The sequence below is a fragment of the Sinorhizobium sp. genome (assembly GCF_059070375.1).
Window position 1 is genome coordinate 21,026 of the sequence record NZ_JCACWC010000003.1, and the last position, 14,582, is coordinate 35,607.

Annotated in this window: 14 protein-coding genes; 13 read left to right on the plus strand and 1 reads right to left on the minus strand. The window is 63.7% G+C overall.

Translation table 11 applies throughout. From position 1 onward, the window contains the following. Positions 1-23: 23 nt before the first annotated feature. The 13 genes from AC5J09_RS12140 (at position 24) to AC5J09_RS12200 (ending at position 14,136) form a co-directional block, all read left to right on the plus strand. Positions 24-1,043 carry an aldo/keto reductase gene (locus AC5J09_RS12140; RefSeq protein WP_494297692.1) on the plus strand — a complete coding sequence of 340 codons (1,020 nt, stop codon included), beginning with the start codon at positions 24-26 and terminating at the stop codon, positions 1,041-1,043. Positions 1,044-1,149: 106 nt separating this feature from the next. Further along, complete coding sequence (locus AC5J09_RS12145; RefSeq protein WP_018098677.1) at positions 1,150-2,139, plus strand: ABC transporter substrate-binding protein; 990 nt, start codon at positions 1,150-1,152, stop codon at positions 2,137-2,139. A 112-nt stretch (positions 2,140-2,251) separates the two neighbouring features. Further along, positions 2,252-3,805, plus strand: a complete 1,554-nt coding sequence (locus AC5J09_RS12150) for a sugar ABC transporter ATP-binding protein (RefSeq protein ID WP_494297693.1) — start codon at positions 2,252-2,254, stop codon at positions 3,803-3,805. 33 nt (positions 3,806-3,838) lie between these two features. Beyond that, complete coding sequence (locus AC5J09_RS12155) at positions 3,839-4,813, plus strand: ABC transporter permease (RefSeq protein ID WP_029958994.1); 975 nt, start codon at positions 3,839-3,841, stop codon at positions 4,811-4,813. Between the two features lie 46 nt (positions 4,814-4,859). Next, the gene (locus AC5J09_RS12160; RefSeq protein WP_494297694.1) at positions 4,860-5,876 is read left to right on the plus strand and encodes a zinc-binding alcohol dehydrogenase family protein; all 1,017 of its coding nucleotides are present in this window, start codon (positions 4,860-4,862) and stop codon (positions 5,874-5,876) included. A 264-nt stretch (positions 5,877-6,140) separates the two neighbouring features. Next, on the plus strand, positions 6,141-7,415 hold the full coding sequence (gene phaZ / locus AC5J09_RS12165) for a polyhydroxyalkanoate depolymerase (RefSeq protein ID WP_494297695.1): 1,275 nt from the start codon (positions 6,141-6,143) through the stop codon (positions 7,413-7,415). A 149-nt stretch (positions 7,416-7,564) separates the two neighbouring features. Next, positions 7,565-7,990, plus strand: a complete 426-nt coding sequence (locus tag AC5J09_RS12170; RefSeq protein ID WP_026169010.1) for a DUF2852 domain-containing protein — start codon at positions 7,565-7,567, stop codon at positions 7,988-7,990. 88 nt (positions 7,991-8,078) lie between these two features. Further along, a complete protein-coding gene (locus AC5J09_RS12175; protein WP_275597086.1) occupies positions 8,079-8,834 on the plus strand; it encodes a M48 family metallopeptidase in 756 nt (251 codons plus the stop codon). 237 nt (positions 8,835-9,071) lie between these two features. Continuing rightward, a complete protein-coding gene (locus tag AC5J09_RS12180) occupies positions 9,072-9,719 on the plus strand; it encodes a phosphoribosylanthranilate isomerase (RefSeq protein ID WP_275597085.1) in 648 nt (215 codons plus the stop codon). Between the two features lie 24 nt (positions 9,720-9,743). Then, complete coding sequence (gene trpB, locus AC5J09_RS12185; RefSeq protein ID WP_003536446.1) at positions 9,744-10,964, plus strand: tryptophan synthase subunit beta; 1,221 nt, start codon at positions 9,744-9,746, stop codon at positions 10,962-10,964. A 5-nt stretch (positions 10,965-10,969) separates the two neighbouring features. After that, positions 10,970-11,809, plus strand: coding sequence for a tryptophan synthase subunit alpha (gene trpA, locus AC5J09_RS12190; RefSeq protein ID WP_018098668.1), 840 nt, complete (start codon positions 10,970-10,972; stop codon positions 11,807-11,809). 53 nt (positions 11,810-11,862) lie between these two features. Then, positions 11,863-12,777 (plus strand): acetyl-CoA carboxylase, carboxyltransferase subunit beta, encoded by a 915-nt coding sequence (gene accD / locus AC5J09_RS12195; protein WP_018098667.1) that lies wholly within the window; start codon positions 11,863-11,865, stop codon positions 12,775-12,777. 15 nt (positions 12,778-12,792) lie between these two features. Continuing rightward, complete coding sequence (locus AC5J09_RS12200; RefSeq protein WP_494297696.1) at positions 12,793-14,136, plus strand: bifunctional folylpolyglutamate synthase/dihydrofolate synthase; 1,344 nt, start codon at positions 12,793-12,795, stop codon at positions 14,134-14,136. 73 nt (positions 14,137-14,209) lie between these two features. Here AC5J09_RS12200 and trxA read toward each other — a convergent pair whose 3' ends face one another. Next, complete coding sequence (gene trxA, locus AC5J09_RS12205) at positions 14,210-14,533, minus strand: thioredoxin (RefSeq protein WP_018098665.1); 324 nt, start codon at positions 14,531-14,533, stop codon at positions 14,210-14,212. Positions 14,534-14,582: the final 49 nt, after the last annotated feature.

Here is a 14,582-nt window from a genome sequence, read left to right on the forward strand (position 1 = left end):
TCCTTGGGGGAGGAAAACAAGGAATGCAGACGAGAAGGATAGGCCGGACCGCGCTTGCGGTGACGGAATACAGTTTCGGCACAGCGGGACTGGGCGGTCTCTATCGCGAATGTACCCGCGAAGCGGCGATGGCGACGCTCGACGCCGCCTGGGAAGCGGGTATCCGCTATTTCGATACGGCGCCGTTCTATGGGCTTGGCCTTGCCGAGCGGCGGGTCGGCGATTTCCTGCGCGACAAGCCGCGCGAGAGCTTCGTGCTGTCGACGAAGGTCGGTCGCCTGCTTCATCCGGTGCCCGAGAACCAGGTCCCTGACTTTTCCTACGTCAAGCCGCTGAACTTCGACGTCACCTATGACTACGGCTACGACGCGATCATGCGGTCGGTCGAGATGAGTTATGCCCGTCTCGGTCTCAACCGAATCGATATTCTTTATGTCCACGACATTGGCGGCTACACGCATGGCGCGGCGAAAAACGCCGTTTACCTGCGGCAGCTTCTGGATTCCGGCCTGAAAGCACTCGAGGAGCTGAAATCGAGCGGCGTCATTTCGGCCCACGGTCTCGGCGTTAACGAGGTGCCGGTCTGCCTCGACGCCATGCGCCAGGCCGACATCGACTGCATCCTGCTTGCCGGCCGCTATACGCTCCTGGACCGCTCCGCGGTTGCCGAGCTCCTGCCGCTCTGCGCGAAGAAGCACACCTCGCTGGTCGTCGGCGGCGTGTTCAATTCCGGCATTCTCGCGACCGGACCTGTCGAGGGAGCGCATTTCGATTACATGCCGGCGACCGACGAGGTGCGCGCCAAGGTCGCGGCGATGGAAGCCATCGCCGGGCAGCGCGCCATGCCGCTGGCCGCCCCGGCCCTGCAGTTCCCGCTGGCCAATCCCAACGTCGCCTCGGTGCTGCTCGGAACCGCCAAACCGTCGAGCCTGAAACGGAACATGGAACTGACCCGCTACGGGATCGCGCCGGAAGATTACGCGGCCTTCGAACCCCATACGCTTGTCGCGCCCGAGCTGGGGCCGGAGGCGGTAAGGGCCTGATGCTTCGCCGCCCTCGAGGGCGGCCGCCACTCTCCATAAGCAACCGGGCCGCATGCACCTGGCGACCCGGTCGATAACGGAACAAGGTGTAACTGAGGAGAACCCGATGAGCATAGCCAAGCGCATTCTTTCACGCCGTGCCTTCAATGCCCTGGCCGGCGCCGCTTTCGTCGCCGCAATGGTCCCCGCGACCTCTTTCGCGCAGGACGTCACCATTCCCATCATTGTCAAGGACACCACCTCCTTCTACTGGCAGATCGTGCTTGCGGGGGCGCGCGCCGCCGGCAAGGATCTCGGTGTCAACGTGCCGGAGCTCGGCGCCCAGTCGGAATCCGACATCAACGGCCAGATCACCATCCTGGAAAACGCCGTTGCGGGCGCGCCGGCCGCGGTCGTGATCGCGCCGACGGAGTTCAAGGCGCTCGGCAAGCCCGTCGACGAGGCCGCCAAATCGGTGCCGGTGATCGGCATCGATTCCGGGGCGGATTCGAAGGCCTTCACCTCGTTCCTGACCACGGACAACGTCCAGGGCGGACGCATAGCCGCCGACGGTCTTGCCGCCGCCATCAAGGAGGCGACCGGCAAGGAAGAGGGCGAGATCGCGATCATCACCAGCCTGCCGGGTGTCGGCTCGCTCGACCAGCGCCGCGAAGGCTTTCTCGATCAGGTCAAGACGAAATATCCGGGCCTGAAAGTGGTTGCCGACAAATATGCCGACGGTCAGGCGACGACCGGTCTCAACATCATGACCGATCTGATCACCGCCAATCCCAACCTCGTCGGCGTTTTCGCCTCGAACCTGATCATGGCGCAGGGCGTCGGCCAGGCGATCGCCGAGAACAAGCTCGGCGACAAGATCAAGGTGATCGGCTTCGACAGCGACGACAAGACCGTGGGCTTCCTCAAGGAAGGCGTGCTGGCGGGCCTCGTCGTCCAGGACCCCTACCGCATGGGCTATGACGGCGTGAAGACGGCTCTTGCGGTCTCCAAGGGCGAGAAGGTCGAAGCCAATGTCGATACCGGCGCGAATCTGGTCACCAAGGCCAATATGAGCGAGCCGAAGATCGACGCGCTTTTGAATCCGAAGGTCAACTGAAGAGCGCGATTGCGCGGCGCCGTAGGACCGGCGCTGCGCATCGCCTTCAGGAGAACAGTGCAACGGCCGAAGGGAATCGGCCGCTGCGATCCCGGAAGTGGAGGACAATGCCATGATAGGGCTTCAAGAGGTCAGCCATCGCCATGACGAACAGGTGAGGGCGGCGGGCGCCCATCCGGTTCCGAAGGGCGAGCCCATCCTGGAACTCCGCGGCCTGCAGAAAAACTACGGCGCGGTCGAGGCTTTGAAGCCCGCGAGCATGACCTTTCTATCCGGCGAAATCCACGCGATCGTCGGCGAGAACGGTGCCGGCAAATCGACGCTGATCAAGCTCCTGACCGGGGTCATTGCCCGCAGTGCCGGAGAAATCCGCTGGTGCGGCGAGACAGTCGACCTGGCCACGCCCAACGAAGCGATCGCGCGCGGCATCAACGCGGTTCACCAGGAGGTGGTGCTTTGCCCGCATCTGAGCGTCGCGGCGAACATGTTCCTGGGCGACGAGATGAACCGGCGCGGGCTGATGCGCAAGCGCGCGATGACCGGCGCGGCTCAGGGCGTGCTTGACGATCTCGGCTTCAACCTGCCCGCCAATGCCGAACTCGGCAGCCTGACGATCGGCCAGCAGCAGCTGGTCGCCACCGCACGGGCGGCCATGCGTGGCACGCAGTTCCTCATCTTCGACGAGCCCACGGCCTATCTCACGCGACAGGAATCGGCGCAGCTTTTCCGCCTGATCCGTCGGCTGCAGGGCGATGGCGTCACGATCGTCTATATCAGCCACAGGCTGGAAGAAGTGTTCGAGCTCGCGGACCGCGTCTCGGTGCTTCGCGACGGCACGCATGTCGGCACGCGCGCGATTTCCGAGACGAACGAGGCCGAGCTCATCACTTTGATGATCAACCGCACGATCGAACAGATCTACCACAAGGAACGTTTCCAGCCGGGCGAGATGATCGTCGAGACGCGCGGGCTCTCCGGTCCCGGTTTCCGCGACATATCGCTCTCGGTCAGGGCGGGTGAGATCGTCGGGCTCTACGGACTGATCGGTGCCGGCCGCAGCGAATTCGCGCTCGGACTTTACGGGCGCAACACGGTGAGCGAAGGAGAGATCTTCTGGCAGGGCCGAAAGGTCGAGATAGCCAATGAGCGCAAGGCCATGGACCTGGGGATCGCGCTCGCGCCGGAGAGCCGCCGCGATCAGGGCTTGTGCCTCAACCTGCCGATCGGCGTCAACATCAACCTGCCTGTTTTCAAAAGGCTGACGCGCGGCTTGACGATCAACCGCGCGCAGGAGGCCTCCAATGCCGAACGTCAGATCCGGGATCTGAAGATCAAGACGCCGTCGCGGCGCGTGCTTGCCTCCGCCATGTCCGGCGGCAACCAGCAGAAGATCGTGATTGGCAGATGGCTGAGCCACGGCGCGAAGCTCTTCATCTTCGACGAGCCGACCGTGGGCGTCGATGTCGGCACCAAGGCGGAAATCTACCGGCTGTTTGCGCGGCTTCTGGAGAAGGGGGCAGGGATCATCCTGATCTCCTCCTACCTGCCGGAGGTCTATGAGCTGGCCGATCGCCTGCATGTGTTCCGGCAGGGGCGGCTTGTGGCAAGCCACGACTACCGGGCCGCAAGCCATGAGGAAGTGCTGGCGCAGGCGATCAATGCCTGAGAGCCGGATGAGGAAGGACGCAGGGAGGAAGCGATGAGTGTGGAAACGGTTGAAAGCGCGGGACCGACGCCGAAGAAAGGCGTCAGCATCCTGTTCGGTCTTACGCTCGTGGGATTGCTGGTCGTCCTCTGGCTGCTCCTGGGCCTGGCGACCAATGCCTTCTGGACGCCCAACAACATCAGCAACCTCCTGCGTCAGGGGGCGATGACCGCGATTCTCGCCGTCGGCCAGACCTTCGTCATCATCACGGCAGGCATCGACCTTTCGGTCGGAGCCGTCGTCGGTTTCACCAGCGTCATCGTCGCCTGGCTGCTCGCGGCGGGGGTTCCGCTCTGGCTCGCGATCATCGCGACGCTGGCGATCGGCGTGCTGATCGGCGCCTTCCATGCCTTCGGCATCGTCCGCATGGGGCTGCCGCCCTTCATCATCACGCTTGCGACGCTGACCTCGCTTCGCGGCATCGGTCTCCTGATAACAAACGGTTCGACCATCTCGATCACCAACGACGCCTTCACCACTTTCTCACGCGCCGACTTCCTCGGAGTTCCCAGTCTTTTCTGGATGGTGATCGTCGTTGCAATTCCGGCTTACGTCTTCCTGCATCTGAGCCGCTTCGGCCGCTATCTCTTCGCCGTCGGCTCCAACCGCGAGGCGGCGCGTCTTTCCGGCGTCAACGTCAACCGAACGATCTATCTGGCCTATATCCTGTCATCGACCTGCGCCGCCTTTGTCGGGCTTCTGCTCGCCTCGCGCATCGGCATCGGCAACGCCACGCAGGCCGAAGGCTGGGAGCTGCAGGCGATCGCTTCGTCGGTCATCGGCGGCACGAGCCTTTTCGGCGCGGTCGGCTCGGTTCACGGTCCGCTGCTCGGCGCCTTCATCCTTGCCACGATCAACAACGGTGCCAATCTCCTGAACGTCAATTCCTTCTGGCAGCGCATCATCACCGGGCTGCTGATCATCGTGATCGTCTATTTCGACCAGTTGCGGCGGCGGGGGGCGCGGTGATGGCCGCCTGCCCGCAACCGGTCCCCAGCAAGCTTCGGAGCGCCGCATGAAAGCCGTCGTCTGTTCAGAGCCCGGCCGCCTCGCGCTCATCGCCCGCAGCGGGCCCGAGGCACCGGCAACCGGCTCGGTCCGCCTTGCCGTCAGCCGCGTCGGGATCTGCGGCACCGATTATCATATCTTCGAGGGCAAGCATCCTTTTCTCGAATATCCGCGCGTGATGGGCCACGAGATCTCTGCGAGGGTGATCGAAGGGGGCCCCGGCACCCGGCTCGCGCCGGGGACGCTCGTCGTCGTTAACCCCTATATCTCCTGCGGGGAGTGCATCGCCTGCCGTAAAGGCAAGCCGAACTGCTGCACGGCGATCCGCGTCCTCGGCGTTCACACCGACGGCGCCTTCTGCGAAGAAATCGTCATGCCCGAGCAGAACCTCTATTCGGCCGAAGGTCTTTCGCCGGAAGCCGCCGCGGCGGTCGAGTTCCTTGCGATCGGCGCCCATGCCGTCCGGCGCTCGGCGGCTGGCCGAGGCGACCGTTCGCTGGTGATAGGTGCCGGACCGATCGGCCTGGGGACGGCCGTCTTCTCCCGCATTGCCGGCCACGACGTACGGCTGCTCGACACGAGCGAGGAGCGCCTGGCCTTCGCCACGGACAAGCTCGGCTTTTCGCCCGGCATCCTGGCGGGCGACGATGCGGCGCTCGCGCAGGCGACGGGCGGGGAGGGTTTCGACGTCGTCTTCGACGCCACCGGCAACGCCCGGTCGATGGAAGGGGCGTTTGGCCATGTCGCCCATGGCGGCACGCTCGTCTTCGTCAGCGTGGTCAAGGAGGAGATCCGTTTCTCGGATCCCGAATTCCACAAGCGGGAAATGTCCCTCGTTGCCAGCCGCAACGCTACCCGCGAGGATTTCGATCACGTGATTCGGTCGCTTGCGGCGGGGCTGGTTCCGATCGAGGCGCTCGTCACCCACCGCACGACGCTCGAGGACCTCGTCCGCGATCTTCCCCGCTGGGCTCACGACAAGTCAGGGCTCGTCAAGGCAGTTGTGGCTGTGAGCGACGGGTGAGAGGCCTCGTTCCGTGCGGACGTCCTTCCTCAAAAAGTGAGGGGCGCGTTTGTTGCGCTGCACAAGAAAAATGCTAGTGTAGCAGCGATTGCGGACACCAGAGACCAACAACCGCAAGCAGATCGTTCGCCGTCCCGGTGAAATGATCTTACTCTTCATGACTACGCTTCCGACGGAAACCGATGCAACCGTTTCCTGAGGAGGCGCTCCGGCGTCGGACTGGGAGCGGCGTTTTCGTTGATTTGAGACAAGGGATACGCGCCCATGTTCTACCAGCTTTATGAGATGAACCATGCGATGATGGCTCCGTGGCGCACGGCGGCGGACGCCATGCGGCTGGCCTTCAGCAATCCGATGAATCCGGTTTCACATACCTATTTCGGCCGCGCCGCGGCCGCAGGACTGGAAGTTTTCGAGCGTGCCACCCGCCGCTATGGCAAGCCGGAATTCGGCCTTGCCGAAACCGAGATCGAAGGGCAGCCCGTGCCGGTCCGCGAAAGGATCGTCTGGCGGGAGCCGTTCTGCAATCTCATCCATTTCGAACGCAGCCTGCCAAGGGACCGCGCTCCGGATCCGAAGGTCCTGATCGTTGCGCCCATGTCCGGCCACTACGCCACGCTGTTGCGCGGAACCGTGGAAGCACTGCTGCCCCATTCCGACGTCTACATCACCGACTGGATCGACGCCCGCATGGTTCCCTTGAGCGAGGGAACCTTCGATCTCGACGACTATATCGACTACGTCATCCAGATGCTGCATTTCCTCGGGCCGGATGCGCATGTGATCGGGGTCTGTCAACCGGCCGTTCCGGTTCTGGCGGCCGTCGCGCTGATGGAGGCGGCGGAGGATCCCCTCGCACCGTCGACGATGACGCTGATGGGCGGGCCGATCGACACGCGCATCAACCCGACCGCGGTCAACGAGCTTGCGAAGGAACGGCCGATCGAGTGGTTCCGCGACAATGTCGTCATGCCGGTTCCGTGGCCGCAGCCCGGCTTCATGCGCATGGTCTATCCGGGCTTCCTCCAGCTCTCCGGCTTCATGTCGATGAACCTCGACCGGCACCTGATCGCCCACAAGGAATTCTTCGCCCATCTGGTCAAGAACGATGGCGACGCGGCCGAAAAGCACCGTGACTTCTACGACGAATATCTCGCGGTGATGGATCTGACCGCGGAGTTCTACCTGCAGACCGTGCAAGTGGTGTTCATGCAACATGCGCTGCCCAAGGGCGAGATGATGCACCGCGGCAAGCGTGTCGACCCGACGGCGATCCGGCGCGTGGCGCTGCTGACCGTCGAGGGCGAGAACGACGATATTTCCGGCCTCGGCCAAACCAGGGCGGCGCAGACGATCTGCACCGGCATTCCCGATTCGATGCGGCAGCACTACATGCAGCCCGATGTGGGCCATTACGGCGTCTTCAACGGTTCGCGCTTCCGCCGCGAGATCGCACCGCGCATCGTCGCCTTCCAGCGCCGGCATTCACGCCATGCGGAGCCGGTCAAACAGCTCATCAAGGGTGGCAAATCGGCCTGAGCGAGTCGTCGTAGCGCTCGATTTGCCGGAGGAAAGTCAGGGGGTTGTCCGATTCCTTGATGCAATGTCTTGCGCCGGGGCCGTGGCTTTCCCACATCGTTTTCATCGGGCCGCGAAGGGCGGCCCGCCGACTGCGAGGAATCCTGAAGATGAACCAATCTGCACTGATCCGTCCGGACTGGACGCCCGCGACCATTGCATTGATGGTGCTGGGTTTCATTGTGTTCTGGCCGCTCGGCCTGGCAATGCTCGCCTACATCCTCTTCGGCGACAAGCTGAGGGCGTTCAAGAAGGACGCCAATGAAGGAGTGGATCGCATGTGTGCCGGCTTCAAACGGAACCACCGGGGACATTGGGCACATCATCGTACCGGCAATGTCGCCTTCGACGACTGGCGGACAGCGGAACTTGCCCGTCTCGACGAGGAGCGCCGCAAGCTTGACGAGATGCGCGAGGAATTCGACGGCTATGTACGCGAACTCCGTCGTGCCAAGGACCAGGAGGAATTCGACCGCTTCATGCGCGAACGCAAGAACGGCCGCACCGGTCCGGAAGCCGGCTTCGAATCGAGCTGATCCCGCAAGGCATCCGGTGTTTCATGTGAAACGCCGGATGTCGCTCGTCCATCTGCCAAGTCCCCTGCGAATCGTCTAGAACGGCCTCATGTTTTCATCTCTCAAGCGGCACCGTGGCAGTGGACCGCCCCTTGATGTCGTCCGTGACATCGAGGTTGCCGGCAAGGTCCTTCCCCTGACCATTCGGCAAAATGCGCGCGCGACGCGGATGACGCTTCGCATCGAGCCCGGAGGGCGAGCGTTGAAGCTCACCGTACCGGAAGGCCTGCCGGAGCGCGAGGTCAGCGCCTTTCTCACCCGGCACCAGGGCTGGCTGATGACCAAGCTTGCCCGCTTTTCCGGTGAAAGCGAGCTCGAGGACGGCGGCACCATCCTTGTTCGCGGCGTCGCTCACCGCATCGAGAGAACGGGCCGCCTGCGCGGCTTGACCGAAGCGCTCGTGATCGACGAGGAGGCGGTTCTCAGAGTGGGCGGTGCCGAGGAGCATCTGCGCCGGCGCATCGCCGACTATCTCAAGAAGGAAGCCCGCAGCGAACTCGAACGCCTGGTCGCCGTCTATGCCGGCAGGACGGGAAGCAGGGCACGCTCCCTCAGCCTGAAGGACACCCGCAGCCGCTGGGGATCCTGCTCCGCCGAGGGCGATTTGAGCTTTTCCTGGCGGATTGCCATGGCGCCGCCGAAGGTGATCGCCTATCTCGCGGCACACGAGGTCGCCCATCTGCAGGAAATGAACCATGGACCGCGTTTCTGGGCGCTATGCGAGAGCCTGTGCCCGGAAACGAAGGACGCCAGGCACTGGCTCAAGCGCAACGGTACGATGCTGCACGCGATCGATTTCGGGTAGATCGAGCGTGGCCGAAGGGCCCCTCACCCCGCAGGCGGGGAGAGGGAAATTGGGAGGCATGCGGCTTATCCCGTCGCTCCGCTTGCGGCGAAAAGGTGCAGGAAGGGCGGAGGAGGGTGCCGGCTTGGTTCGCCCGAAAAACACCGGATGCCCGCCGCCCCCCTCTTCCTAAGATTGGCCGCTGGCGCGCAACGGTTTTGCTCGACTCGGGCGGCATTTCATGCAAGGTCGCTTTCCATGAAAACGGAAGTGAAGATCTGTGGTTTGAAGACGGCCGAAGCCGTAGAACGTGCCGTCGCGCTCGGCGCTTCCCACGTGGGCTTCATCTTCTTTCCCAAGAGCCCCCGCAACATCGAACCGGACGATGCCGGCCGCCTTGCCGCGCGCGCCCGCGGGCGCGCGAAGATCGTCGCGGTCACGGTCGATGCGGACAATGACGGTCTCGACGAGATCGTCTCGGCGCTCGCCCCCGACGTCCTCCAGCTTCACGGCTCGGAGACCCCGGAGCGGGTCCTTGCCATCAAGGCGCTTTACGGTCTTCCGGTGATGAAGGCGCTTGCCGTCCGTGAGGCCTCCGACCTGGAGCGGATCGATCCCTATATGGGCATCGTCGACCGTTTTCTCCTGGATGCGAAGCCTCCGGCTGGTTCCGATCTGCCGGGCGGTAACGGGATTTCTTTCGACTGGCGGCTTCTCGACGCGCTTGACGGAAGCGTCGATTACATGCTTTCCGGTGGATTGAACGCGAGCAACATCGGAGACGCACTTGCGCTGACCGGCGCCCGCGCCATCGATACATCATCCGGAGTCGAAAGCGCGCCGGGGATAAAGGATCTGACGCTCATGGAAGCGTTTTTCGAAGCGGTCCGCCGGGCGGAAGCTTGAGCGGCCGCGATCAGGGAGCAAGACGTGAATCAACCGCCTAAACCGAACTCCTTCAGGTCCGGACCCGATGAAGAGGGCCGTTTCGGCATATTCGGCGGGCGCTTCGTCGCCGAGACGCTGATGCCGCTGATCCTCGATCTCCAGGATGAGTGGGCGAGGGCGAAGAACGATCCGGCCTTCAAGGCAGAGCTCGAAAATCTCGGCACCCACTATATCGGCCGGCCGAGCCCGCTCTATTTCGCCGAGCGCCTGACGGCCGAACTCGGCGGCGCCAAGATCTATTTCAAGCGCGAGGAGCTCAATCACACGGGCTCCCACAAGATCAACAATTGCATCGGTCAGATCCTGCTCGCCAAGCGCATGGGCAAGACCCGCATCATCGCGGAAACCGGCGCCGGCCAGCACGGAGTGGCATCGGCGACGGTCGCGGCGCGCTTCGGCCTGCCCTGCGTGGTCTATATGGGTGCGACCGACGTGGAGCGGCAGGCGCCGAACGTCTTTCGCATGAAGCTTCTCGGCGCCGAGGTGAAGCCGGTGACGGCCGGCAACGGCACCCTCAAGGACGCCATGAACGAGGCGTTGCGCGACTGGGTGACCAATGTCGACAGCACCTATTACCTGATCGGCACGGCTGCCGGCCCGCATCCCTATCCGGAGATGGTGCGCGACTTCCAGGCAGTCATCGGTGAGGAAGCCAAGCAGCAGATCCTCGAGGCCGAAGGCCGGCTTCCCGATCTCGTGGTCGCTGCCGTGGGCGGCGGCTCCAATGCGATCGGCATCTTCCATTCGTTCCTCGACGACGAGGGCGTCAGGATCGTCGGCGTGGAAGCGGGTGGCAAGGGGCTCGACGGCGACGAGCACTGCGCTTCGCTCACCGCCGGTTCGCCCGGCGTGCTCCACGGCAACCGCACCTATCTTCTTCAGGACGGTGACGGCCAGATCAAGGAAGGCCATTCGATCTCGGCCGGGCTCGATTATCCGGGCATCGGACCGGAACATGCCTGGCTGAACGACATCGGCCGCGTCGAATATGTGCCGATCATGGATCATGAGGCGCTCGAGGCCTTTCAGACGCTGACGCGGCTCGAAGGCATCATCCCGGCGCTCGAACCGTCCCATGCGCTTGCCGAAGTCATCAAGCGCGCGCCGAAGATGGGCAAGGACGAGATCATCCTGATGAATCTCTCCGGTCGCGGCGACAAGGACATTTTCACCGTCGGCAAAATTCTCGGTATGGGGCAGTAAAGATCATGACCGCACGCATGGAGCAACGGTTCGCCGACGTGGCGGCCGAGGGGCGCCCGGTTCTCGTGACCTATTTCATGGGCGGCGACCCGGATTTCGAAACGTCGCTGGCGATCATGAAGGCGCTGCGGCAGGCGGGTGCCGACATCATCGAACTCGGCGTGCCTTTTTCCGACCCGATGGCCGATGGACCGGCGATCCAGCTCGCCGGCCAGCGCGCGCTGAAGGCCGGGCAGTCGCTCGCCAAGACGCTGGAGCTCGCCCGGCTCTTCCGGGCGGAGGACCAGCGCACCCCCATCGTGCTGATGGGCTATTACAACCCGATCTATATCTATGGCGTCGAGCGGTTCCTGGAGGACGCGCTCGAGGCCGGCGTCGACGGCCTGATCGTCGTGGACCTGCCGCCGGAAATGGACGACGAACTGTGCATTCCTGCGCTTGAGAAGGGCATCAGCTTCATCCGCCTGGCAACGCCCACGACGGACGATCGCCGCCTGCCCAAGGTTCTCGAAAACACGTCGGGTTTCGTGTATTACGTGTCGATGACCGGGATCACCGGCTCGGCGCTGCCCGATCCGTCGTTGATCGCCGGAGCGGTCGCACGCATCAAGGCGCATACGCCCTTGCCTGTCTGCGTCGGCTTCGGGGTGAAGACCGCCGACCATGCGCGCGCCATCGGCGCATCCGCAGACGGCGTCGTCGTCGGCACGGCGATCGTCAATCAGATCGCGTCGAGCTTGACCGAAGAAGGCCAGGCAACGGAAGCGACGGTCCCGGGCGTCGAAGCGCTCGTCAGGGGGCTTGCGGCCGGCGTACGGGCGGCACGGCTTGCTGCAGCCGAATAATTGCCCATATTGACGCGCACAAGCCGAAGGAAAATCTTCAGGAGACTGCTTAATTGAACTGGATCACAAACTACGTTCGGCCGAAGATCAACTCGATGCTCGGCCGCAGGGAAGTTCCGGAGAACCTCTGGATCAAGTGCCCTGAAACGGGCGAGATGGTGTTCCATCGCGATCTGGAAGAGAACAAATGGGTCATCCCGCAATCCGGCTTCCACATGAAGATGCCGGCGAAGGCCCGTTTGAAGGATCTCTTCGACGGCGGAATCTACGAGGCCTTCCCGCAGCCCAAGGTGGCGCAGGACCCGCTCAAGTTCCGCGACTCGAAGAAATACTCCGATCGCCTGCGCGACAGCCGCGCCAAGACCGAACTGGATGACACGATCGTTGCCGGCCTCGGCCAGGTCCAGGGCATCAAGCTCGTCGCCGTCGCGCATGAGTTCAACTTCATCGGCGGGTCGCTGGGCATTGCCGCGGGCGAAGCGATCGTGAAGGCCTTCGAGCGCGCGATCGCGGAGAAGTGCCCGCTGGTGATGTTCCCGGCCTCGGGCGGCGCTCGCATGCAGGAAGGCATCCTGTCGCTGATGCAGCTGCCGCGCACGACCGTAGCCCTGAACATGCTCAAGGAAGCGGGGCTTCCCTATATCGTCGTCCTGACGAACCCGACGACCGGCGGCGTCACCGCATCCTATGCGATGCTGGGCGATATCCACATGGCCGAACCAGGCGCGGAAATCGGCTTTGCCGGCAAGCGGGTGATCGAGCAGACGCTGCGGGAAAAGCTTCCCGATGGCTTCCAGACTTCGGAATATCTGCTGGAGCATGGCATGGTCGACATGGTCGTCAAGCGCCACGACATCCCGGAGACGCTCGCGCGCGTTCTCAACATTCTGATGAAGAAGCCGGCCAAGGCGGTCAAGCGCGATACCGCGACGGAGTTGGCCCCGCTGCCGGTGGCCGCGAGCGCCTAGATTAGGGCTACCATCATGACGGCGACACAGGTCAGCGAGGCGGCGCAGGAGATCGAGAAGCTTCTCGCCCTGCATCCCAAAGGGTTCGACCTTTCGCTCGACCGGATCACGCGGCTTCTTGCCGCCCTCGGCAATCCTCACGAGCGCCTGCCGCCGGTCATCCACGTGGCCGGCACCAACGGCAAGGGCTCAGTCACGGCCTTCTGCCGGGCGATCCTGGAGGCCGCGGGCCTCAGCGTCCATGTCCACACGTCGCCGCATCTGGTGAACTGGCACGAGCGCTATCGCCTGGGTGTAAAGGGCGGCAAGGGCGCCCTGGTCAGCGACCCCGTGCTTGCCGATGCCGTACGGCGCGTTGCCGAAGCGAATGGCGGTGAGAAGATCACCGTCTTCGAAATCCTGACCGCGGTCACTTTCCTGCTCTTCGCGGAGCATCCGGCCGATGTCGCGATCATAGAAGTCGGCCTCGGCGGACGGTATGACGCGACCAATGTCATTGCCCGGCCGGCCGTCTCCGTGATCATGCCGATCTCGCTCGATCATCAGGCTTATCTCGGCGACCGGGTCGAACTGATCGCTGCGGAAAAGGCGGGGATCATGAAGCGGGGCTGCCCCGTGGTGATCGGCCACCAGGAGGAAGAGGGCGCGCGCAATGTGCTGATCGCGACCGCCGAACGTCTCGGCTGCCCAATATCCGTCTACGGACAGGATTTCATGGCGCATGAGGAGTTCGGCAGGCTGATCTTCCAGGATGAGAACGGCCTTGCGGACCTGCCGCTGCCGCGCCTGCCGGGCCGGCATCAATATGCCAATGCCGCGGCGGCGATCCGTGCCGTCCGGGCAGCCGGTTTCGATGTTTCCGAGGCGGCCATCGAGAAAGGGCTGGCCGGCGTCGAGTGGCCCGGGCGCTTGCAGCGCCTCCCCGGCGGCAGGCTCTCGCATTTCTGCCCGCCGGGCGCCGAGATATGGATCGACGGCGGACACAATCCGGGCGCCGGCCACGTCATTGCCGAGGCGATGGCCACCTTCGAGGAGCGCGACCCGCGACCGCTCTTCCTGATCATCGGCATGATCAATACCAAGGAACCGATCGGCTATTTCAAGGCTTTCCTCGATCTGACGGAACAGGTCTTCACCGTGCCGGTGCACGGGTCCGACGCGGGACTGGACCCGCTGGCGCTGGCCGCCGATGCGGCCGCAGCCGGGCTCGAGGCCAATGCAACCTCCTCGGTCGCCGAAGCGCTCGGGCAGATCGCGGAACTCACCGACGAGGACCCCGTGCCGCCGCGCGTGCTGATCGGCGGCTCCCTCTATCTGGTCGGCGACGTGCTGGCGGAAAACGGCACGCCGCCGCGCTAGATCACGACGATTTCAGGCGAAAAAAAGCCCGGCCAGGCCGGGCTTCGCATTGTCGGATTGAAGTCCTGGCGGATCAAGCCACCGCGTTCGAAATCCAGGAGCTGAGCGCCGTCTTCGGTGCGGCGCCGACCTTGATGTCGGCGACTTCGCCGCCCTTGAACATGGCGAGCGTGGGGATCGAACGGACGCCGTATTGCGCCGCGAGTTCGGGGTTTTCGTCGATGTTGAGCTTGACGACCTTGACCTTGCCGGCAAGCTCGGTTGCGATTTCTTCGAGGCTCGGCGCAATCATCTTGCACGGGCCGCACCATTCCGCCCAGAAGTCGACGACGACCGGTTCGGCCGAGTTCAGAACTTCTTTCTGAAAATTGGAAGTATCGACTTTCACAGTAGCCATCGGGTGCTCCTTCGGAATGGCAGTGTCCAGATGTTGTGTCTCATGTGAG